General features: G+C 65.0%; 21 protein-coding genes and 1 tRNA gene. 15 read left to right on the top strand and 7 right to left on the bottom strand.

All coding sequences use genetic code 11. The features are described 5' to 3' along the window. The first annotated feature begins 93 nt into the window (after positions 1-93). Positions 94-393: an Rdx family protein gene (locus AC27VQ_RS17565; RefSeq protein ID WP_488717287.1), complete on the top strand. Its 300-nt coding sequence runs from the start codon at positions 94-96 to the stop codon at positions 391-393. A 65-nt stretch (positions 394-458) separates the two neighbouring features. Here AC27VQ_RS17565 and AC27VQ_RS17570 read toward each other — a convergent pair whose 3' ends face one another. Next, on the bottom strand, positions 459-833 hold the full coding sequence (locus AC27VQ_RS17570) for a BA14K family protein (RefSeq protein WP_488717288.1): 375 nt from the start codon (positions 831-833) through the stop codon (positions 459-461). Between the two features lie 150 nt (positions 834-983). Between AC27VQ_RS17570 and AC27VQ_RS17575 the strand changes: the two genes are divergently transcribed. From AC27VQ_RS17575 to gdhA, 4 genes are all read left to right on the top strand, one after another. Continuing rightward, positions 984-2,414: a phosphohexomutase domain-containing protein gene (locus AC27VQ_RS17575; RefSeq protein WP_488717289.1), complete on the top strand. Its 1,431-nt coding sequence runs from the start codon at positions 984-986 to the stop codon at positions 2,412-2,414. Between the two features lie 81 nt (positions 2,415-2,495). Further along, positions 2,496-2,582: transfer RNA gene (locus AC27VQ_RS17580), tRNA-Leu, on the top strand. A gap of 186 nt (positions 2,583-2,768) precedes the next feature. Beyond that, positions 2,769-3,920 carry an HPP family protein gene (locus AC27VQ_RS17585; protein ID WP_488717428.1) on the top strand — a complete coding sequence of 384 codons (1,152 nt, stop codon included), beginning with the start codon at positions 2,769-2,771 and terminating at the stop codon, positions 3,918-3,920. A gap of 92 nt (positions 3,921-4,012) precedes the next feature. Next, positions 4,013-5,365, top strand: coding sequence for an NADP-specific glutamate dehydrogenase (gene gdhA, locus AC27VQ_RS17590; protein WP_488717290.1), 1,353 nt, complete (start codon positions 4,013-4,015; stop codon positions 5,363-5,365). A 17-nt stretch (positions 5,366-5,382) separates the two neighbouring features. Here gdhA and AC27VQ_RS17595 read toward each other — a convergent pair whose 3' ends face one another. Both AC27VQ_RS17595 and rnk read right to left on the bottom strand, forming a co-directional pair. After that, a complete protein-coding gene (locus AC27VQ_RS17595; RefSeq protein ID WP_488717291.1) occupies positions 5,383-5,892 on the bottom strand; it encodes a GreA/GreB family elongation factor in 510 nt (169 codons plus the stop codon). Positions 5,893-6,031: 139 nt separating this feature from the next. Further along, the gene (gene rnk, locus AC27VQ_RS17600; RefSeq protein ID WP_488717292.1) at positions 6,032-6,457 is read right to left on the bottom strand and encodes a nucleoside diphosphate kinase regulator; all 426 of its coding nucleotides are present in this window, start codon (positions 6,455-6,457) and stop codon (positions 6,032-6,034) included. A gap of 368 nt (positions 6,458-6,825) precedes the next feature. Between rnk and AC27VQ_RS17605 the strand changes: the two genes are divergently transcribed. Both AC27VQ_RS17605 and AC27VQ_RS17610 read left to right on the top strand, forming a co-directional pair. Beyond that, positions 6,826-7,176 (top strand): DUF488 domain-containing protein, encoded by a 351-nt coding sequence (locus tag AC27VQ_RS17605; protein ID WP_421590385.1) that lies wholly within the window; start codon positions 6,826-6,828, stop codon positions 7,174-7,176. A gap of 35 nt (positions 7,177-7,211) precedes the next feature. Further along, a complete protein-coding gene (locus tag AC27VQ_RS17610; RefSeq protein WP_488717293.1) occupies positions 7,212-7,910 on the top strand; it encodes a 5-formyltetrahydrofolate cyclo-ligase in 699 nt (232 codons plus the stop codon). Here the strand turns inward: AC27VQ_RS17610 and AC27VQ_RS17615 are convergent. The 3 genes from AC27VQ_RS17615 to AC27VQ_RS17625 form a co-directional block, all read right to left on the bottom strand. After that, positions 7,880-9,145 carry a CynX/NimT family MFS transporter gene (locus tag AC27VQ_RS17615; protein ID WP_488717294.1) on the bottom strand — a complete coding sequence of 422 codons (1,266 nt, stop codon included), beginning with the start codon at positions 9,143-9,145 and terminating at the stop codon, positions 7,880-7,882. The two genes, AC27VQ_RS17610 and AC27VQ_RS17615, sit on opposite strands and share 31 nt — an antisense overlap. Continuing rightward, entirely contained in the window at positions 9,142-9,819 is a 678-nt protein-coding gene (locus tag AC27VQ_RS17620) for a FadR/GntR family transcriptional regulator (RefSeq protein WP_488717295.1), read from the bottom strand. Before AC27VQ_RS17620 ends, AC27VQ_RS17615 begins: the two co-directional genes overlap by 4 nt. 105 nt (positions 9,820-9,924) lie before the next feature. Beyond that, on the bottom strand, positions 9,925-10,956 hold the full coding sequence (locus AC27VQ_RS17625) for a trans-3-hydroxy-L-proline dehydratase (RefSeq protein ID WP_488717296.1): 1,032 nt from the start codon (positions 10,954-10,956) through the stop codon (positions 9,925-9,927). A gap of 172 nt (positions 10,957-11,128) precedes the next feature. Between AC27VQ_RS17625 and AC27VQ_RS17630 the strand changes: the two genes are divergently transcribed. From AC27VQ_RS17630 to AC27VQ_RS17640, 3 genes are all read left to right on the top strand, one after another. Beyond that, positions 11,129-11,794 carry a GntR family transcriptional regulator gene (locus AC27VQ_RS17630; protein ID WP_488717297.1) on the top strand — a complete coding sequence of 222 codons (666 nt, stop codon included), beginning with the start codon at positions 11,129-11,131 and terminating at the stop codon, positions 11,792-11,794. Positions 11,795-11,986: 192 nt separating this feature from the next. Next, positions 11,987-12,685: a GntR family transcriptional regulator gene (locus AC27VQ_RS17635; protein ID WP_421590394.1), complete on the top strand. Its 699-nt coding sequence runs from the start codon at positions 11,987-11,989 to the stop codon at positions 12,683-12,685. Positions 12,686-12,816: 131 nt separating this feature from the next. Next, complete coding sequence (locus AC27VQ_RS17640) at positions 12,817-13,779, top strand: dihydrodipicolinate synthase family protein (RefSeq protein ID WP_488717298.1); 963 nt, start codon at positions 12,817-12,819, stop codon at positions 13,777-13,779. Between the two features lie 384 nt (positions 13,780-14,163). Here the strand turns inward: AC27VQ_RS17640 and AC27VQ_RS17645 are convergent, their stop codons facing one another. Next, entirely contained in the window at positions 14,164-15,201 is a 1,038-nt protein-coding gene (locus AC27VQ_RS17645; RefSeq protein WP_488717299.1) for an Ldh family oxidoreductase, read from the bottom strand. A gap of 143 nt (positions 15,202-15,344) precedes the next feature. Between AC27VQ_RS17645 and AC27VQ_RS17650 the strand changes: the two genes are divergently transcribed. The 5 genes from AC27VQ_RS17650 to AC27VQ_RS17670 all read left to right on the top strand — a co-directional run bounded on the left by AC27VQ_RS17650 (position 15,345) and on the right by AC27VQ_RS17670 (position 19,960). Next, positions 15,345-16,862, top strand: a complete 1,518-nt coding sequence (locus AC27VQ_RS17650; protein ID WP_488717300.1) for an aldehyde dehydrogenase (NADP(+)) — start codon at positions 15,345-15,347, stop codon at positions 16,860-16,862. Positions 16,863-17,038: 176 nt separating this feature from the next. Next, on the top strand, positions 17,039-17,848 hold the full coding sequence (locus AC27VQ_RS17655; protein WP_313526629.1) for an ABC transporter substrate-binding protein: 810 nt from the start codon (positions 17,039-17,041) through the stop codon (positions 17,846-17,848). Positions 17,849-17,917: 69 nt separating this feature from the next. Continuing rightward, on the top strand, positions 17,918-18,583 hold the full coding sequence (locus tag AC27VQ_RS17660) for an amino acid ABC transporter permease (RefSeq protein ID WP_421593180.1): 666 nt from the start codon (positions 17,918-17,920) through the stop codon (positions 18,581-18,583). Between the two features lie 11 nt (positions 18,584-18,594). Further along, positions 18,595-19,245, top strand: coding sequence for an amino acid ABC transporter permease (locus AC27VQ_RS17665; protein WP_313526623.1), 651 nt, complete (start codon positions 18,595-18,597; stop codon positions 19,243-19,245). Further along, the gene (locus AC27VQ_RS17670) at positions 19,238-19,960 is read left to right on the top strand and encodes an amino acid ABC transporter ATP-binding protein (protein ID WP_488717301.1); all 723 of its coding nucleotides are present in this window, start codon (positions 19,238-19,240) and stop codon (positions 19,958-19,960) included. The genes AC27VQ_RS17665 and AC27VQ_RS17670 overlap by 8 nt, the downstream gene beginning before the upstream one ends. Positions 19,961-19,966: the final 6 nt, after the last annotated feature.

Raw genomic sequence — 19,966 nt, forward strand, 5'->3', positions numbered from 1 at the left:
ATTGAGTTGACATTTCCGTGAGATCGCCGTGCGCTGAGACGTGCCAAGCGGCACCGGCTGCTATATGCTTTCGCGATCGATCAGGAGGTTGCCATGTCCGGGGAAAAGCCGCGTGTTTCCATTCTCTACTGCACCCAGTGCAACTGGCTGCTGCGCGCCGGCTGGATGGCGCAGGAGCTCTTGTCGACCTTTTCCGAGGCGCTTGGCGAAGTGGCGCTCATCCCCGGCACAGGCGGCAATTTCGAGATCCGCGTCAACGACACGCTGGTCTGGGAGCGCAAGCGCGACGGCGGCTTTCCGGGGCCGAAGGAATTGAAGCAGCGGGTGCGCGATATTATCGAGCCCGGCCGCGATCTCGGCCATACCGACCGCGTCGGAGAGACGCCGGCCTGAAATGAGCAAGGCCTGAAACGAAAACGGCGGGCCAAAGCCCGCCGTCTGTTTCAGCCCGGTCGCGATCAGCGATAGGGCGAATAGCACATACGATAGATGCCGCCGCCGGCATGGTAGCGGTTGGTATAGGGATCGTAGGTGCGGTAGTGGTTCGAGCACCAGCGCACATGGGCGTTGCGCCCGCCGCCATAGTAGCGCGGCCGTTCGTAACGCGGACGATAGTAGCGGCGCTCATAGCCGTAATGCGGGCGATGATGGCGGCGATAATAGCGCGGGCGCTCGCAGCCATAGCCGACGCAGAATTCCACCTGCGCCTTCTGCACGTCGCTCTTGGTCTCTACCGGTACACCGAGCGGCACGGCCTGGGCCGCTCCCATGGGCGCGATTGCGGAGGCGATGCCCATAACGCAACCGAAGACGAGATTCTTGATCTTCGACATGTGATCCTCTCTAGCTTTGGCGGGATTTCTCCCTGTCACGTCCCTGCTTTGCATTACGTTCACGCATTTTGTTTTATTCATGGTCGCGCGCCCGTCCTGTAGCGGGGATTTATCGCGGCGCGGACGATCCGCAAGAGGCAGAGGTGTTGCATGAGCCTGAAATTCGGAACCAGCGGCCTTCGGGGTCTCTCGGTCGACCTCGAAGGACCGGCAACCGCGCTCTATGCCACGGCCTTCGCGCGGCATCTGCTCGCCTCGGGCATGGCCAAGCCCGGTGACGACATCCTGATCGGCCGCGATTTCCGCGCCTCCAGCCCGGCCATTTCCGCCATCGCCATCGCCGCCCTGCGCAAGGCCGGCCTTCAGCCGCGCGACTGCGGCACGCTGCCCACGCCGGCGCTGGCGCTGCTCGGGCTTTCCCGCAAGGCGGCCTGCCTGATGGTGACCGGCTCGCACATTCCCGCCGACCGCAACGGCATCAAATTCTACCGGCCGAACGGCGAGATCGACAAGGCGGACGAAGCGGCGATCACCGCCGCCGCCGACGCGATCCGCGCGGAAGGCATCGCCTTCGATGCCGCGCAGGACACGGCCGACAACCGCCATGCCGACGCGATGGCGCTTTACGGCGCCCGCAATCGCGCGCTGCTGCCCGAGGGGAGCCTTTCCGGCCTGCGCATCGGCGTTTACCAGCATTCCACCGTGGCGCGCGACCTCTTCGTCGAGGTGCTCACGCACTATGGCGCCGATGTCGTGGCGCTCGGCCGCTCGGAAACCTTCATTCCCGTCGATACGGAAGCCGTCTCGCCCGAGACCGTGGCCCTCCTGCAAGGCTGGGCCGTGCAACACGGCCTGCATGCCATCATTTCCGCCGATGGCGACGGCGACCGGCCGCTGGTCGCCGACGAGACCGGAACGCCCATACGCGGCGACCTGATCGGCCTCATCGCCAGCCGCTTCCTCGGCGCGACCGTGATCGCCACGCCCGTCACCTCCAATTCCGGCATCGAGGCGGCCATCGCCGGCCGCGTGCTGCGCACCCGCGTCGGCTCGCCCTTCGTGATCGCGGCGATGAACGAGGCCGTCGCGGCCGGCGAAACCGCCGTTGCCGGCTTCGAGGCGAATGGCGGCACGCTGACGGCAACGCCCTTCCGCGTGAACGGTCATGACCTGGCGCCGCTGCCGACCCGCGACAGCCTGATGCCGATCTTGGCCGTGCTGGTGCTTGCGGCAGCCGAGGAAAAGCCGCTCTCCCTGATTGCAGCCGGCTTTGCGCTTCCCGCCGCCGCCAGCGACCGGCTGGAAAACTTTCCCGTCGAGACGAGTGCCGCCCTGATGGCGGAGCTGCGTTCGGGTGCGGGACCGCTTGCCGCGTTCCTTGCGCCCATCGGCGTGCCGCAGAAGGTGAGCGACATCGACGGGCTGCGCGTGATGCTGGAGGATAGGAGCGTCATCCACTTGCGCCCCTCCGGCAATGCGCCGGAAATGCGCTGCTATGTGGAAGCCGCCGACGAAGCCGCCGCCGTCAGGCTTCTCACCGCTGGACTTCAGCGCATCCGCGACTGGGCCGAAAGCCGATAAACAACTTTTTGCCAAGCCGTTGCAAAAACTTCAAAAAGCCTGTTGACACCGGCGGGCGGTCCTTCTACATCGCTCTCCGTCGCCCAGATGGCGGAATTGGTAGACGCGCCAGCTTCAGGTGCTGGTACTCGAAAGGGTGTGGAGGTTCGAGTCCTCTTCTGGGCACCAAATTCCCCGCTTCCTTACCAGGAGCGTTCTCAAAAAAGCCCGGCTCTGCCGGGCTTTTTTGTTGGCCGAAACGGCGCCGTTTTCCTTCCCCTCCGGCAAAACAGAATCTTCCCCGGAAACCCTTGCGTTGACGGCATGAAGGGCAGATAAGCCTCAAAAATAGTCATCTGCCTTTTATAGATCAGGATCATCGTGGCCCCACCTCAACACGATGCCCACAAATCGGGCACCCTGTCCAAATTCCGGCTGTTCTCTCCCATTCTTGCCGGTGCAACGTTGAAAGAGCGCCTGATCGGCTGCCTCGGCGCACTGGTCGGCATCTGCCTTACCGGCTTCGTCAGTGCGCTGTTCATGGGGCAGGATCCCAATCTGCCGCTGATCGTCGCGCCCATCGGCGCCTCCGCCGTCCTGCTTTTCGCCGTGCCGGCAAGCCCCCTTGCCCAGCCCTGGTCGATTATCGGCGGCAACGTGATATCGGCCTTTGTCGGCGTCACCGTGACCACGCTGGTCCGGGACCCCGCCATCGCCATCGGCCTTGCAGTCTCGCTCGCCATCCTCGTCATGTCGCTTACCCGCTCGCTGCATCCGCCGGGCGGGGCCGCCGCGCTGACGGCGGTCATCGGCGGGGCAGCCGTCGCGCGCGCCGGCTTCTGGTTCCCCATCGTGCCGATCGGCATCAATTCGGCTCTCCTCGTTCTGCTCGGCATCGCCTTCCATCGCTTCTCCGGCCGGCAATATCCCCACAAACAGGCCGTCGCCCCCGTCAACACGCACAAGACCGCCGATCCGCCGGCCGCCTTCCGCGTCGGCTTCAACACCGAGGATATCGACGCCGCCGTCGCGAGCTTCAACGAGACGCTCGACATCAGCCGCGCCGACCTCGACGTGCTGCTGCGGCAGGTCGAATTGCAGGCGCTGATGCGCCAGCGCGGCGATCTCGCCTGCGCCGACATCATGTCGCGCGACGTGGTGACGGTGACATCGGATGCCAGCGCCGAAGAGGCGCGCAATCAACTGCTCGACCACGACATCCGCACCCTGCCGGTTGTCGACACCGAAGGCCGTCTTCTCGGCACCGTGGGCCTGCGGGAACTCGCCGCCATGGCGCCCGGCTCGCCCCTTCCGATTTCGCAGGCGAAGACCGCTAGCCCCGCCGACCCGGCCATCGGTCTCCTGCCGCATCTCACCGACGGCGCGATCCATGCCGTCGTCGTCACCGACGACGAAAGCCGCGTCGTCGGCATCATCTCGCAGACCGATCTTCTGGCGACGCTCGCCAAAAGCCTCTCCCGGACAGGCCCGACGGGCCTGATGAGCGGGCACGGACAAGGAATCTGACCCCATGCAGAAACAGTGTCATCGCGGGCTGACCGGCGTGAAGCCGGCAGCCCCCTTCCAGTGATTTTGAAGAAAGACAAAGGAGTGCCGTCATGGCGACTGTCGACGAGAAGCTTGAACCCATCCTGGCCCAGGTGCTGCAACGCAACCCCGCCGAGCCGGAATTCCACCAGGCAGCCCGAGAAGTGCTGGAAAGCCTCGGCCTCGTCGTCTCCAAGCACCCCGACTACCTGAAGGACGCGCTGATCGAGCGCATCTGCGAGCCGGAACGCCAGATCATCTTCCGCGTGCCGTGGGTGGACGACAAGGGCCAGGTGCACATCAACCGCGGTTTTCGCGTGCAGTTCAATTCGGCGCTCGGGCCCTACAAGGGCGGCCTGCGCTTCCACCCCTCGGTCAATCTCGGCATCATCAAGTTCCTCGGCTTCGAGCAGATCTTCAAGAACGCGCTGACCGGCCTACCGATCGGCGGCGGCAAGGGCGGCTCGGACTTCGACCCGAAGGGCCGTTCCGAGGGCGAGATCATGCGCTTCTGCCAGTCCTTCATGACGGAACTCTACCGCCATCTCGGCGAATATACCGACGTGCCGGCCGGCGATATCGGCGTCAGCGGCCGCGAGATCGGTTGGATGTTCGGCCAGTACAAGCGCCTGACCAACCGCTTCGAGGCCGGCGTCTTCACGGGCAAGGGCCTGAGCTATGGCGGCTCGCTGGTGCGCAAGGAAGCGACCGGCTACGGCGCGGTCTACTTCACCCGCGCCATGCTGGAAAGCCGCGGCACCGGCTTCGAGGGCAAGAAGGTCACAGTGTCGGGCTCCGGCAATGTCGCGATCTACGCCATGGAACAGGCCATTGCCTACGGCGCCAAGGTCATCGCCTGCTCGGATAGCTCCGGTTATGTCGTCGACGAGGCGGGCATCGACCTCGATCTCGTCAAGGAAATCAAGGAAGTGCGCCGTGAGCGCCTGTCGCAATATGTGCTGACGAAGAAGGGCTCGCACTTCATCCCGACCGGCAAGGGCTCGATCTGGGACGTGCCCTGCGACGTGGCGCTGCCCTGCGCCACGCAGAACGAACTGACCGGCAAGGACGCCAAGACGCTGATCAAAAACGGCGTCATCGCCATCGCCGAGGGCGCCAACATGCCTTCGACCCCGGAAGCCGTGCGCGCCTTCCAGGAGGGCGGCGTGCTGTTCGGCCCCGGCAAGGCGGCCAATGCCGGCGGTGTCGCTACCTCGGCGCTGGAAATGCAGCAGAATGCCAGCCGCGACAGCTGGAGCTTCGAGACCGCCCGCGCCCGCCTCGGCCAGATCATGCAGGGCATCCATGACCGCTGCGCCGAGACGGCCGAGGAGTATGGCGCCAAGGGCAATTACGTGCTCGGCGCCAATATTGCCGGCTTCATCCGCGTGGCCGAATCCATGCGCGCCCAGGGCGTCATCTGACGGCTTCACCCGATCCTTCAGGCAACCGACGGTCCCGGACCCTCTCCGGGGCCGTTTTCATTGGCGGCGGCGAAGGCCTGGCCGAAGCGGCCGCCGGCAACGAGGCGGATGCGCGGACGTTCCTCCGGGGCAGGCTGGGCGGCCGTCGGCTGATAGAGCACCTTTTCCAGCACGACCCAGTCGCGTCGTCCCTCCGGCCGGCCGAAGGCCATGGACTGGCCCTCGCGCAAGCCGAGCAAGGCCAGGCCGTAGAAGGTCGTGACCGGCAGGAAGGCGCCACCGGGCACATAGGTGCCGGGCAGGCAGAGCGTCCTGACATCCGTCAGGCCACTGGCGCAGCGGAAGGTCACGCGGGCGTCGATCATCGCGAGATCGGCCGGGATGCCGCCTTCCAGCGCCAGACGATGGCTGGCGAGCTTGCGGCGCAGCAGGGTGCGCCATTCCTCCGTCAGCGGCGGTTTGTCAGCAGCGATCTTTTCCAGCACGTAGCCGTCACGCATCGTCAACAAGGCGGGATCCTGTCCCATCGTCATTCTCCATGTGAAACCGTGGTGGAGAAGCCCCCTGGCCGCGGATGCGGCACAGGGGGTCACGATCCTGCGACGAGGCAGCCTCCGATGCGCCCGGCAAGGGAAAAGGACAGGAACTTCATGGCGCCGGCAGCCTTCAGGAGGCCTGGGCGGTTTCGGGTGCTACCGCATGCACCGCGATCACGTTGAGACGCCGCACCCGCCCGTCGCGCCCCGCCCAGTCGATCGACTGGCCGGCGGAGAGGCCGAGCAGGGCTGCGCCGACCGGCGTCAGCACGGAGATGCGCTGGCGGGAAATATCGGCATCGCCGGGGAAGACGAGTTCGGCGGTCTGCGGCGCTTCATCATCGATGCGGAATTCGGCGAACGACCCCATGCGCAGGATGCCCTGCGCCATGCGCGCATCATCGACGATCTTCGCGCGGTCGAGCTCGGCCGCGAGCTGTTCGGCGGCGTGTGGATCGCGCTCGGCGAGCCGGTCGGCCAGGTTCGACAGGCGCTCGTGTTCGGAACGGGCAATGGTGATGGCAGGCCGGCGGCCGCTCTTGGTCTTGGCAGTCATGGAAACCTCGCGCACGGGGTCACGCGGCCCTCAGGGGCACGCGGAAAATTCGGAACCTGGGAAATGGGTGTCGCGCTTTTCTGGCGCGGTGACGTGCTGGACGAAACCGCTATGCCCCCACGGCCGGGGCGCGACGCGACCAAGCCGAGGGGCTAGTGTCCTGCGAGAGGAAACAGCCGTTTCAGAAACCGGGCAAGGGAAGGCATCGTCGTCATGCCCCATGATGGGACGAGGCTGGCGGCAAAGTCAAGCATGGGTTGCCCGCCTGCCCTGCGACGGACTATCGGTTTGACAGATGCGGATTACCGTCGGAAGCTTTCCTATCCTAAAAAGGACCCGGCGACGAATGCGCGGTGTGGGCTGAAGCGATGACCATTCGGATCAAGCGCGTCTATGAGGAGCCGGCGGAGGGCGACGGCGAACGCATCCTGGTCGACCGGCTATGGCCGCGCGGCATGTCCCGGGAGAAGGCGATTTTTTCGGAATGGATGAAGGACGTGGCGCCCTCCACCGGATTGCGCAAATGGTTCGACCACAAGCCGGAGCGCTGGGCGGAATTCCAGGCGCGCTATCGGCAGGAACTGAAGGACAATCCTGCGCTCGATGACCTGCGCAGGCGCGCCACCCACGGCACCGTCACGCTGCTCTACGGCTCGCGCAATACGGACTTCAACCATGCCGCCGTACTGGCCGAGGTGTTGAAGACGACCACGGACTGATCGATATTCAGACGACCTGCCGGGAGGAAGATGCGATGGCAGACGACGACGAACCCGCGACCTTCACCTCGCCGGCCTGTTTCCTGCACGAGATCGACCCGGCCTATGCCGGCCTGCCGGGACCGCTCGACACGCAGGCCTGGACGGATGTGAACCGCTGGCGCAAGACCGAGCGGGAGCGGCTGATCGCCGAACGCCTCGCTCTGCCGGCCGTGGCGCGTCTTGCCCATGGCGAGGCAATTACGGCCCTTGTGCTTGATGAGATCGGCGATGTCACGGGGCGCATCGTCAGTGCCTATTGGCCGTTTCGCGGCGAGCCGGATTTCCGCCCTTTCCTACAAGAGGTGACAGAGCGCGGCGGGCTGACAGCCCTGCCCGTCGTCGTGGAAAAGGGGCGGCCGCTGGAATTTCATCTCTGGCAGACGGGCGAGGCGCTTGCCCGCGGCGTCTGGAACATTCCCATTCCCGCAGAGCCGAAACCCTGCCGGCCGGATATCGTCATCGCCCCCGTCGTCGGCTTCGATGCGGCCTGCTACCGGCTCGGTTATGGCGGCGGTTTCTTCGATCGCACATTGGCGGCGATGACAGAGAAACCGCGCGTCATCGGCATCGGCTATAGCGGATCGCGCATCGCGACCATCTATCCGCAACTGCACGACATCCCCATGGATGTCGTCGTCACCGAGGCCGATACTATCAGGCCTCAGGTCTCCACCGTGCGCGCATTGACATAGAGCGCGCGGCCGGCAAACCAGCCGTTGATGCCCGCCCCCAGACCAAGCAGCACGAAGAGCAGGGCACTCCAGGCGAAACTGCCGGTCCAGCCCCTGATGAGGCCGACGACCAGTGGGCCGATGGCAGCTAGCAGGTATCCAATGCATTGCGCCATGCCCGAAAGATGCGCCGCGACATGGGGATCGCGCGTGCGCAGCACGATGACGGTCATCGCGACTGCGATCAGCCCGCCCTGCCCGATGCCCTGCAACACCGCCCAGATCCAGACCGACCACAGCGGAGCGAAAAGCAGGCCGAGCAGCGCCACCACGGCAAAGCCGCAGAGCGTGACATTGATCAGCCGCTGGTCCTTGCCGCGCACCGCGATATGCGGCGCGACGAGGCAGGCGGCGGCCTGCACCATGACGGACATGGAAACGATCGCGCCGGCCGTGACGCCATCCAGCCCGCGTTCGCGCAGGATCGGCACCAGCCAGCCGAAGACGCAATAGGCGAGCGCCGATTGCAGGCCCATGAACAGCGTGACCTGCCAGGCCAACCGATCACGCCAAAGCCCTTCCACGCGAAAACCGGCGCGCTTGGCCTGTGCGCGGGTCGCCAGCACCTGCGGCAGCCAGAGCAACGCGACCAGCAAAGCCGGCAGCGACCAGGCCGCCAAGGCGCCATCCAGCGAGCCGCCGAGCGCATGCTCGATCGGCAGCGTCAGGCCGGCGGCGCTCGCCGCGCCGGCGCAGAGCGCCATGGTGTAGCAACCGGTCATCAGCGCCGCCCGGTCGGCGAAATCGCGTTTGACGAGGCCGGGCAGCAGCACATTGCCGACGGCGATCGCGCCGCCCGCCAGCGCCGTGCCGAAGAACAGCAGGGGAATGGAGGACAGGCCGCGCAGCGCCGTGCCGAGCGCCACCAGCAGGATGACGGCCAGAAGCGTGCGCTCCGTGCCGATGCGCTGGGCGAGTTTCGGCGCAAGCGGTGAGAACAGGCCGAGGCAGACGACGGGCAGCGTCGTCAGCAGGCTGGCGCCGGTGGGGGAGAGGCCGAGCACATCGCGGATTTCCGGCAAGAGGGCCGAGGCGCTGGAAAAGACCGGACGCAGATTGAAGGCGATGAGCACGAGGCTGGCGCCGAGCAGGAACCGCGCCGCCATGTTTTTGGGCCGGTGCGGTTCGGGTGCGGGCACGCTGTCGGCTTCGGCGTCGATGAGGTCGATGGCGCCGGGATCGTTGGGGAGGGTCATGACAGAAGCAGCTTATCGAGGGAAGTGAGGACGGGGGCCATGAAGCGGCGCACGGCGGCATCGGCCTGGTCGGGATCGCCGCTTTCGATGGCATCGACGATGGCGGCGTGCGCGGCCATGTCGGGTTCGGGGAGATCGTCTTCGAGGGTGGCCGCGATGGTTTCGGCGATCACCGTGGAGAAGAAGTCGTACATACCGATCAGCACCGCATTGTTCGACGCGGCGATGACGGCCTGGTGGAAGGCGAAATCGCGGGCAACGAAGGCCGCCCGGTCACTGCCCTCGGAATGGCCGCGCTCGGACAGCAGCGAACGGAGCCCGGCCACCGTCGCCGGCGTCTGGCGCAGTGCCGCAAGACGGGCGGCTTCCACATCGAGCGCAAGCCGCGCTTCGAACTGATCGCGCAGGCCCGCACGGCGGGCCATGGTGAGCGGGCGCGCGGTATCGGCCGTAGAGAGCACATAGGTGCCGGAGCCCTGCCGCGTTTCCAGATAGCCCTGCGAGGCAAGCACCCGCACCGCCTCGCGCACCGTGCCGCGGCTGACCGACAGCATGGAGGACAAGGCCGCCTCGTTCGGCAGCTTTTCGCCGATCGCCCAGCGGCGGGCGAGGATTTCCGTGCGGATCGCTTCCACGGCGGTATCGGCGAGATTGGTTTTGCTGAGGGAGCGCATGGGTCAAATCATAAAGTCATCGGATGACTTTATGATTATCGCTTCTCTGCAAGATCGTCAAAGACATTCTGCCCGGCGCGTGGTGCGCACCGGGCAGAAGGAGGATTACTGCTTGCGCGGCCAAGTATCGGCAAGGCGATAACCAGCCGGCCACGGATCGGCCGGATCCAGCATCACCTGGCTGGTGCCGGTGATCCAGGCGCGGCCGGAGATCTCAGGCACGATGGCCGGGCGGCCGCCGACCGTGGTTTCGCTCAGGATGCGGCAATCGAAGCGCGAATCGAGGATCGAATAGCCGGAGAAGGACTGGCCGACCTTGATCTGGCCCTTGGCATGCAGCACGGCCATGCGGGCCGAGCAACCGGTGCCGGTCGGCGAGCGGTCGAGCTTGGCCGGCTGGATGACGACGGTGTTGCGGCCATGCAGCGCGCCGTCGCGCTCCTCGACCGGCAAAGTGAGCTGGCAGAAGGAGATATGGTTCCATTCCGGGTTTTCCGGATGGGTGAAGCCGAGCTGTTCATTGGCCGCCTTGGTGATGCGGATGCCGGTTTCGGCCAATTCCCGCGCCTCGTCCGGCATCACAGCGAAGCCGAGCGCGCGGGCATCGGTGAAGACGAAGCTGTCGCCGCCATAGGCGGTGTCGACGGTGAGCGTGCCCAGGCCCTCGACTTCGAGCTTCACATCCAGCTTGTCGGCGAAGGAGGGTACGTTGGTGACGGTAATGCGCTCGGCCTTGCCGTTGCGGCACGTCGCCACGACATTGACGAGACCGCCCGGCGCTTCCAGCACCATATGGGTTTCCGGCTCGACCATCGGCACGATGCCGCTGTCGAGCAGGACGGTGGAGACGCAAATCGAGTTGGAGCCGGACATCGGCGGCGTGTCCTCGGGCTCCATGATGATGAAGCCCATGGTGGCGCGCGGATCCTTCGGCGGCACCAGCAGATTGATGTGGCGGAAGACGCCGCCGCGCGGTTCGTTCAGCACGAAATTGCGCAGCGTCTGGTCCTGGGCAATGAAGTTGCGTTGCTCCCAGAGCGTCGCGCCCGGCGGGGGTGCGACGCCGCCGACGATGACGTCGCCCACCTCGCCCTCGGCGTGGCAGGAAACGATGTGAATGACCTTGCTGCTGCGCATGGCTCTCTCCGATGTTCCGATTTTCGCGGCGATGCCGGCAGCGGATCGACGCGGATGAATTCTTATAGAAAAATTGGATCCAATATACAATATTCTTTCGTGCGGTGACATTTGTTGCTCCGCCTCAGGATTCCACCTATGACCATAAGCGCGATTTTCAGGGGTGGGCGTGATGAAATTTGCTGCCGTCGATGTCAGGCAGGCCGCTTCGGCGGCCGACCTCGTCTATGAGGCGCTGCGCAAGGCGATCATCGAGGGCAAGATCGCTGAGGGCGACAGCCTGCGCCAGGAAGAGATCGCGCAGATGTTCAACACCAGCCGCATCCCGGTGCGCGAGGCGCTGTCGCGGCTGGAGCAGCATGGCCTCATCACCACGCAGCGCTACAAGGGCGCCGTCGTCGCCGGCCTGTCCATCGAGGAGATCGATGAGATCTTCGAGTTCCGCGCGCTGATCGAGGCAGAGGTCATGCGCCTTGCCGTGCCCAATCTCGACCGCGCGACGCTGGACAAGGCGCGCGGCTATTGCGACGCCTTCGACCGGGAGACCGATCCGCACCGCTGGGGCGAGATCAACCGCCAGTTCCACACCACGCTCTACGAGGCCTCCGGCCGCCCCTATTATCTGCAGAATGTGCAATCCTCGCTGGACCGCATCGACCGTTATCTGCGCGCCCAGTTGACCTTCACCAACGGTGTGCCGCGCGCCGGCCGCGAGCACGAAGCGATCCTGGCCGCCTGCGAAAAGGGTGACGCCGAGCTCGCCTCGCGCCTGACGCGCGATCACATTCTTGATGCCGGCCGCGCGCTGATGCGCTTTTTGCGCGACCAGCGCGGCTGATCGCCGCCACGCTTTCTGACTAACCACAGGGCGGGATTTTTCCGCCCTTTTCGGTTTCTGCCCGCAAAGCACTGGAATTGCGGAAATCACGCCCTTTGGACACTTGACGCGGCTTTCGGCAAAAGGCCCTCTTAAAACGATTGATAGCGCAGACAGAGAATTGTATTTCTTTTGTCGACAAGAGGATTTTTCATGACCGAAACCGATTCCCTGCCGGAGCGCAAACGCGGCTCCGGCGTCAAGATGGTCTATGACCTGCTGCGCGACGAGATTCTCGACCTGAAGATCGCGCCCGGCAGCCCGATCGACGAGGTGCAGCTGGCCGAGCGGTTCAAGATGTCGCGCACGCCGATCCGCGAGGCGCTGGTGCGGCTCGCCGGCGAAGGGCTGATCGAGACGCTGCCGAACCGCTCGACCATGGTGTCGAACATCGATTTCATGAACCTGCACACCTTCTTCGACGCGCTGGTGCTGATGTATCGCGTGACGACGCGGCTTGCCGCGCAGAGCCACCGGCCGGAAGACATCGCCGTCATCAGGGGCTTTCACGAGGACTATGCCGCCGCGCTCAAGGCGCGCGACCATCTGACGATGATCGCCACCAACGCCGCCTTCCACGCCGCCATCGCCGAAGCCGGCCGCAACCCCTATTTCACCAGCCTGTTCCGCCGGCTGCTCGACGAGGGGCGCCGCATCCTGCAGCTCTATTACCAGTCCTACGAAGAGCACTTCCCGCAGCGCTTCGTCGACGAGCACGCCGCGATCATCGCGGCCATCGAGGCGCGCGACATCGAGGAAGCCGACCGCCTCGGCAAGGCCCATGCGGAGGCGATCGTCGCCCAGGTGCAGAAGCTTTTCAGCCGCAACGACAGGCTGGACATCGCGCTTTGAAACGATCGCGCTCGGCGTTGTATTTTTCTTGTCGACAAATAAAATGCAAGATGCTATGCCCACAATCAGAGAGGGGAGGCCTTAGGCATCGTGCCGGCTGACCACCCGATGAACCGCCAAAGGAGATCGACATGAAGGCCAAGATTTTTTCCGGTGTCATTCCCGCCCTGATGACGCCCTGCAAGGACGACCGCTCGCCGGACTTCGACCAGCTGGTGCGCAAGGGCAAGGAGCTCATCGCCAAGGGCATGTCCGCCGTCGTCTATTGCGGCTCGATGGGTGACTGGCCGCTGCTGGCGGACGAACAGCGCATGGAAGGCGTCGAACGCCTCGTCAAGGCCGGCATCCCGGTCATCGTCGGCACCGGCGCCGTCAACACCGCTTCGGCCGTGGCCCACGCTGCGCATGCCCAGAAGGTCGGCGCGCAGGGCCTCATGGTCATCCCGCGCGTGCTGTCCCGCGGCTCGGTCGTTGGCGCCCAGAAGAACCACTTCAAGGCGATCCTCGCCGCCGCCCCGGATCTGCCGGCCGTCATCTACAACAGCCCCTATTACGGCTTCGCCACCCGCGCCGACCTGTTCTTCGCGCTGCGCGAAGACCACAAGAACCTCGTCGGCTTCAAGGAATTCGGCGGCGCCGCCGACATGCGTTATGCAGCCGAGAACATCACCAGCCGCGACGATGACGTCTCGCTGATGATCGGCGTAGACACCTGCGTCTTTACCGGCTTCGTCGATTGCGGCGCCGTCGGCGCGATCACCGGCATCGGCTGCGTGCTGCCGAAGGAAGTGCTGCACATGTGCGCGCTCGCCCAGGCTGCCGCCAAGGGCGACCCGGACGCCCGCGCCCGCGCGCTCGAGCTGGAATCGGCACTCGCCGTACTCTCCTCCTTCGACGAAGGCCCGGACCTCGTTCTCTACTTCAAGCACATGATGGTGCTGAAGGGCGACAAGGAATACACGCTGCACTTCAACGAGACCGACGCGCTCACCGACAGCCAGCGCGGCTATGTCGAAAGCCAGCTGAAGCTGTTCGACACCTGGTATGCCGAATGGAGCAAGCTGCCGGGCGCCGTGCAGACCTACAAGGTCTAAGCCCCGACGATCCTCCCAACGAGAAAGGCCCTCCGCAAGGAGGGCCTTTCTCGTTTTGCCGATTGGCTTGAGTGAAGAAGCGGCAGGCACCGGTTTGTCCGGCCCAAGCCAGGCACAGCTCAATCCCGCTGACCCGGCTTGTTATACGCTTGGCACCACCCCTCTCCTCCGTCATCCTCGGGCTTGACCCGAGGATCCATACATCCGCACAACATCGCTTGCGGCGTGGATCCTCGGGTCAAGCCCGAGGATGACAGTGGGTGGGTGGGATGCCGTCCTGCCAGAGCATTTCAGGCGAACGGGAGTTCGCCGGAAATTGCTTGCACCACTTGCTTATCACGCACCTCAGCCGACCATTCGCCGGCTAATCAATGCGTTGGGCGATCACGCGATCGCGTCGAGACCCTTGTCCAGCAGGCGGTCGAGCTGTTCGATCTCGGCGGCGGTGAGCGACACACCTTCGGTTTCCGATTTCCTGCGGGCCACGAAGCGGCGCTGCGAGGGCAGGCGGGCGCCGGCGCCGACGATGGCTTCGAAGAGCGTTTCGGCGCGGGCGAAGGGGTCACCGGGGCGGCCCTTGGCGAAGGCTTCCGGCGACAGGGCGATGATGAGCTCGCCGTGGAAGGGGGCGAGCGTCGTGGTGCCGAGATAGTCAAGCACTTCCGGGCTCGTCAGGTCGCCAATCATGATGCCGGCGAGAAGCTCGATCATCGTGCCGATGGCAGACCCCTTGTGGCCGCCGAAGGGCAGCATGGCGCCGGCAAGCGCTGCTTCAGGGTCAGTCGTCGGCTTGCCGTCGGCATCGATCGCCCAGCCCTCGGGCAGCTGCTTGCCGGCACGGCGGTGCAGCTCGATCTCGCCGCGGGCGGCGACCGAGGTGGCGAAGTCGAAGACGTAAGGGGAGTTGCCCTTGCGCGGCCAGCCGAAGGCGAAGGGATTGGTGCCGAGCAGCGGCTTGTTGCCGCCGGTTGGGGCGACGGTCGCATAGCTCGGGCACATGACGAGGGCGGCAAGGCCCTCATTCGTCACGGCCTCGACTTCCGGCCAGAGTGCGGAGAAATGGGTGCAATCGTTGATGACGAGCGCCGCAATGCCGAGTTTTTTCGCACGCTCGGCAAGGGCGGGCACGCCCAACTCAAAGGCGGGGTTGGCAAAGCCGCCGTCCGCATTGACCTTGACGATGGCGGACCCCTCGTTGCGGTCGAGCACCGGCACCGCGTCCGGCTTGACCTTGCCGGCCTTGACGGTGCGCAGCGCGCCCTCGATGCGGTAGATGCCGTGCGACTTGCAGGCGTCCCGCTCACCGGCGACGATGACGCGGGCGAGTGCTGCGGCCTGAACGGCATTGAGACCGCCCTTGCGGAAGATGGCTTCGACACGCTCGTGCAGCGCGGCGATCGTCAGGGTGGAGGTTTGCGTCATCTTTCGTCTCTTCCGCTGTGCCGCCCGTGCAGGTTGGCGATTGAACATTTGCATACATAGAGTATACAAGATTTCGACAAGTGCAATTCGCCCTCTCCTCTCCTATATCGGGCGAACCCCATTCCGCAAGAAAGGTACGTCTCATGGCTTTCACTCCCCACGGTAAACACCTCGTCGCCGGCCAGTGGCTCGACGGCAACGGTACCTTTACCTCCTCGCCCGCCCATGGCCCGGCGCACGCCTTCGCCGTCGGCACGGTCGAACTGGTGAACCGCGCGGCGGAAGCCGCCGAAGACGCCTTCATGAGCTATGGCTATTCCTCGCGCGCCGACCGCGCCGCCTTCCTGCGCGCCATCGCCGACGAGATCGAGGCCCGCGCGGACGCCATTACCGAGATCGGCACGCAGGAAACCGGCCTGCCCGTCGCCCGACTGCAGGGCGAGCGCGGCCGCACCACCGGTCAGCTGCGCCTCTTCGCCGATCATATCGAGAAGGGCGACTTCCTCGATCGCCGCTTCGATGCCGCGCTGCCCGATCGCCAGCCGGCACCGCGCCCGGAAATCCGCCTGATCCAGCGCCCCATCGGCCCGGTCGCCGTGTTCGGCGCCTCCAACTTCCCGCTCGCCTTCTCGACGGCCGGCGGTGACACGGCTGCCGCGCTTGCCGCCGGTTGCCCCGTCGTCGTCAAGGGTCACTCGGCCCATCCGGGCACGGGTGAGATCATCGCCGAAGCCGTTTTCGCCGCCATCCAGAAGACCGGCGTGCATCCGGGCGTCTTCTCGCTCATCCAGGGCGGCAACCGTCAGGTCGGCGAGGCCGTCGTGCAGCATCCGCTGATCAAGGCCGTCGGCTTCACCGGCTCGCTGGCCGGCGGCCGCGCGCTGTTCAACCTGTGCGCCGCCCGTCCGGAGCCGATCCCGTTCTTCGGCGAACTCGGTTCGGTCAACCCGATGTTCGTTCTGCCGGAAGCCGTGAAGGCCCGCGCCGAAAGCCTCGGCCAGGGCTGGGCAGGCTCGCTCACCATGGGTGCCGGCCAGTTCTGCACCAATCCGGGCATCGCGATCGTCCAGGACGGCGCGGACGCCGACCGCTTCACGGCCGCTGCCGTCGAGGCGCTCGCCAAGGTCGCGCCGCAGACCATGCTGACCGACGGCATCGCCAAGGCCTATCAGGACGGTCAGGCGCGCTTTGAAGGCCGCAACACCGTCAAGTCGCTGCTGACGACCGAATCCACCGGCCGCAACGCCCTGCCGAACCTTTTCGAAATCTCGGGCGACCAGTTCCTCGCCGACCACGCGCTTTCGGAAGAAGTCTTCGGCCCGCTCGGTCTCGTCGTGCGCGTCTCCTCAGTCGATGAGATGGTAAAGCTTGCCCGCAACTTCGAGGGACAGCTGACGGCGACGATCCACATGGATGCCGGCGACCTCGAAGACGCCAAGCGCCTGCGGCCGTTCCTGGAACGCAAGGCCGGCCGCGTGCTGGTCAACGGTTTCCCGACCGGCGTCGAGGTGGTCGATTCCATGGTGCATGGCGGCCCCTACCCGGCCTCGACGAATTTCGGCGCGACGAGCGTCGGTACGATGTCGATCCGCCGTTTCCTGCGTCCGGTGTCCTACCAGAACTTCCCCGAAGGCCTGCTGCCCGAGGATTTCCTCAATTGATTCAAGCCTGAAGCTTGCCTGATAGGGCCGGGCCTTCCGAAAGGGAGGCTCGGCATTTTTTTGCATACGAGCTATATACTTTTTGCATATTATTTGTATTTTAGAGGACGATTTACATCACGGGCAGGACGGACCTCGCCCAAGTGAATCGTCCAGACCAATCCAGGGAGAGAGTAATGAAGAAGACCTCGGTCCTCGCCTTCGGCCTCGTGGCCGCCACCGCCCTCACCAGCCCGGCCAAGGCCGACAAGCTGGACGACATCATCTCGTCCGGCACGCTGCGCTGCGCCGTCGTTCTCGACTTCCCGCCGATGGGTTCGCGCGATGAGAGCAACAACCCGATCGGCTTCGACGTCGATTATTGCAACGATCTCGCAAAGGCGCTCGGCGTCACCGCCGAAATCGTCGAGACGCCCTTCCCGGAACGCATCCCGGCGCTGATGTCCGGCCGCGTCGATGTCGGCGTCGCCTCGACCTCCGACACGCTGGAACGCGCCAAGACCGTCGGCATGACGATCCCCTACTTCGCCTTCGAAATGGCCGTCACGGCCAATGACAAGTCGGGCATCAAGTCCTTCGAGGACATGAAGGGCAAGACGGTCGGCGCCACCGCCGGCACGTTCGAGGCCATCGCGCTCGAAAAGACGATGAAGGAATTCGGCGCGGGTGAATTCCGTCCGTACCAGACCCAGGCCGATGTCTTCCTGGCGCTGAGCCAGGGCCAGATCGACGCCACGGTTTCCACCTCGACGGTCGCCCAGGCCACCGTCAAGAGCGGCAAGTTCCCCGGCATCTCCGTCGTCGGCAAGGCGCCCTATGACATCGACTATGTCGCGCTCTTCACCAACCGCGAAGAATACGGCCTGATCAACTACCTGAACCTGTTCATCAACCAGCAGGTTCGCACCGGCCGTTACAACGAGCTCTACGAAAAGTGGGTCGGCGGCGAAGTTCCGTCGCTTTCGGTCAACGGCGTTTATCGCTAATCTGCCGTTTTGAAGGCGGCGCGGAAGCCTCTTCCGCGCCGCCGATCGTTTCCGAAGGGTGAGACGGCAATGTTCAGTTATAATTTCCATTGGAATCAGGCGTTCAAGGCCCTGCCGCAGATGCTGGACGGTGCTTTGGTCACGCTCCAGATCGCCCTCGCCTCCATGGCCATCGGCCTTGTCGTCGCGCTCGCGCTGACGCTCTTCCGGCTGTCCGGCAACCGCATCCTGAACGGCTTTGCGACCGTCTGGGTCGAGATCGCGCGCAACACGCCGGCGCTCTTCCAGATCTACATGGCGCATTTCGGGCTGGGCAGCTTCGGCATCCATCTCAGCCCCTATACGGCGCTGCTCGTCGGCATCGCCTTCAACAATGCCGGCTATCTCGCGGAGAATTTCCGCGGCGCGCTGAAGGCGATCCCGGAAACGCAGACCCGCGCCGGCCGCTCGCTCGGCATGACGCCGCTCATGGCCTTCCGCTATATCGTCATGCCACAAATGCTGCGCATCGCCTTCCTGCCGGCCACCAACCAGATGGTCTGGGCAATCCTGATGACCTCGCTCGGCGTCACCGTCGGCATGAACACCGATCTCGCCGGCGTCACCCAGGCGCTGAATGCGGTGTCCTTCCGGACCTTCGAATTCTTCGCGCTGGCGGCGGTCATCTACTATCTGATCGCCAAGGCCGTGACGCTGGCTGCGCGTCTCGCCGCCACGCGCATGTTCCGCTACTGAGAGGGTAACCCATGTTCGATACCGCTCTCACGCTTGCCGATCTCGGCTTCCTCGCGCAAGGCGCGCTGATGACGCTGGCCGTCACGGCCGTTTCCGTCATCGCCGGCACCATTCTCGGCGTCGTCTTCGGCGTGCTGCGCAACCAGCTCGGCACCTACTGGTCGCTGCCGATCACTTTCCTGCTCGATATCTTCCGCTCCGTTCCGCTGCTCATCCAGCTCGTGCTCGGGAATGCGGCACAATCGATCATGAAGCTCGGCTGGGCGCCCTTCACAACCTCCTGCGTGGTGCTGTCGCTCTATACGGCTGCCTATTGCACCGAGATCGTGCGCGGCGGCATCTCCGCCGTGCCCACCACGACGCGCCGCGCGGCCCGATCGCTCGGCATGACCTGGTGGCAGGACATGCGCTACATCGTGGCGCCGCTTGCCACCCGCGTGTCGCTGCCCGCCTGGATCGGGCTGACGCTCGGCGTCATGAAGGATTCGGCGCTGGTGCTCTGGCTCGGCCTCATCGAGCTGCTGCGCGCCTCGCAGATCCTCGTCACGCGCCTGCAGGAACCGCTGTTCATCCTGCTGATCTGCGGCGCCATCTACTTCATCATCAGCTTCCCCATAGCCCGGCTTGGCGGCTATCTCGAAAAACGGTGGTCCAATGATTGAGATCGAAAACGTCCGCAAGTCCTTCGGCCAGCTCGAAGTTCTCAAGGGGATCAACCTCACCGTCCAGAAGGGCGAAGTGCTGACCATCATCGGCGGCTCGGGCTCGGGCAAGTCGACGCTGCTCACCTGCATCAACGGTCTGGAGACCATCGATGCCGGCCGCATCGTGGTCGACGGCACCGACGTCCATGCCAAGGGCACGGACCTCAACAAGCTGCGCCGCAAGCTCGGCATCGTCTTCCAGCAGTTCAACGCCTTCCCGCACCTGACCGTGCTGGAAAACGTCATGCTGGCGCCGGTCAAGGTGCTCGGCCAGTCGAAGGCCGAAGCCGAGGCCATGGCCGTCAAGCAGCTGACCCATGTCGGTCTCGGCGACAAACTGAAGGTCTATCCGAGCCGCATGTCGGGCGGCCAGCAGCAGCGCATGGCGATTGCCCGGGCGCTTGCCATGTCGCCGGCCTATATGCTGTTCGACGAGGTGACCTCGGCGCTCGACCCGCAGCTCGTCGGCGAAGTGCTGGACACGTTGCGCATGCTGGCGTCCGAGGGCATGACGATGATCTGCGTCACGCATGAAATGAAGTTCGCCCGCGAAGTCTCCGACCGTGTCGCCTTCTTCCACAAGGGCGTGATGGCCGAGATCGCGCCGCCGGAAGCGCTGTTCGGCACGCCGAAGGATCCCGAGCTGCAAAACTTCCTCGCCGCGACGCATTGAGACCGT

The sequence above is a fragment of the Shinella sp. 20P9.1.1 genome (assembly GCF_057798995.1).

Excerpts from the sequence above, each read along its gene's own strand:
- AC27VQ_RS17565 (WP_488717287.1), top strand. The coding sequence starts at position 94 with ATGTCCGGGGAAAAGCCGCGTGTTTCCATTCTCTACTGCACCCAGTGC.
- AC27VQ_RS17570 (WP_488717288.1), bottom strand. The coding sequence starts at position 833 with ATGTCGAAGATCAAGAATCTCGTCTTCGGTTGCGTTATGGGCATCGCC.
- AC27VQ_RS17575 (WP_488717289.1), top strand. The coding sequence starts at position 984 with ATGAGCCTGAAATTCGGAACCAGCGGCCTTCGGGGTCTCTCGGTCGAC.
- gdhA (WP_488717290.1), top strand. The coding sequence starts at position 4,013 with ATGGCGACTGTCGACGAGAAGCTTGAACCCATCCTGGCCCAGGTGCTG.
- AC27VQ_RS17595 (WP_488717291.1), bottom strand. The coding sequence starts at position 5,892 with ATGGGACAGGATCCCGCCTTGTTGACGATGCGTGACGGCTACGTGCTG.
- rnk (WP_488717292.1), bottom strand. The coding sequence starts at position 6,457 with ATGACTGCCAAGACCAAGAGCGGCCGCCGGCCTGCCATCACCATTGCC.
- AC27VQ_RS17605 (WP_421590385.1), top strand. The coding sequence starts at position 6,826 with ATGACCATTCGGATCAAGCGCGTCTATGAGGAGCCGGCGGAGGGCGAC.
- AC27VQ_RS17610 (WP_488717293.1), top strand. The coding sequence starts at position 7,212 with ATGGCAGACGACGACGAACCCGCGACCTTCACCTCGCCGGCCTGTTTC.
- AC27VQ_RS17615 (WP_488717294.1), bottom strand. The coding sequence starts at position 9,145 with ATGACCCTCCCCAACGATCCCGGCGCCATCGACCTCATCGACGCCGAA.
- AC27VQ_RS17620 (WP_488717295.1), bottom strand. The coding sequence starts at position 9,819 with ATGCGCTCCCTCAGCAAAACCAATCTCGCCGATACCGCCGTGGAAGCG.
- AC27VQ_RS17625 (WP_488717296.1), bottom strand. The coding sequence starts at position 10,956 with ATGCGCAGCAGCAAGGTCATTCACATCGTTTCCTGCCACGCCGAGGGC.
- AC27VQ_RS17630 (WP_488717297.1), top strand. The coding sequence starts at position 11,129 with ATGAAATTTGCTGCCGTCGATGTCAGGCAGGCCGCTTCGGCGGCCGAC.
- AC27VQ_RS17635 (WP_421590394.1), top strand. The coding sequence starts at position 11,987 with ATGACCGAAACCGATTCCCTGCCGGAGCGCAAACGCGGCTCCGGCGTC.
- AC27VQ_RS17640 (WP_488717298.1), top strand. The coding sequence starts at position 12,817 with ATGAAGGCCAAGATTTTTTCCGGTGTCATTCCCGCCCTGATGACGCCC.
- AC27VQ_RS17645 (WP_488717299.1), bottom strand. The coding sequence starts at position 15,201 with ATGACGCAAACCTCCACCCTGACGATCGCCGCGCTGCACGAGCGTGTC.
- AC27VQ_RS17650 (WP_488717300.1), top strand. The coding sequence starts at position 15,345 with ATGGCTTTCACTCCCCACGGTAAACACCTCGTCGCCGGCCAGTGGCTC.
- AC27VQ_RS17655 (WP_313526629.1), top strand. The coding sequence starts at position 17,039 with ATGAAGAAGACCTCGGTCCTCGCCTTCGGCCTCGTGGCCGCCACCGCC.
- AC27VQ_RS17660 (WP_421593180.1), top strand. The coding sequence starts at position 17,918 with ATGTTCAGTTATAATTTCCATTGGAATCAGGCGTTCAAGGCCCTGCCG.
- AC27VQ_RS17665 (WP_313526623.1), top strand. The coding sequence starts at position 18,595 with ATGTTCGATACCGCTCTCACGCTTGCCGATCTCGGCTTCCTCGCGCAA.
- AC27VQ_RS17670 (WP_488717301.1), top strand. The coding sequence starts at position 19,238 with ATGATTGAGATCGAAAACGTCCGCAAGTCCTTCGGCCAGCTCGAAGTT.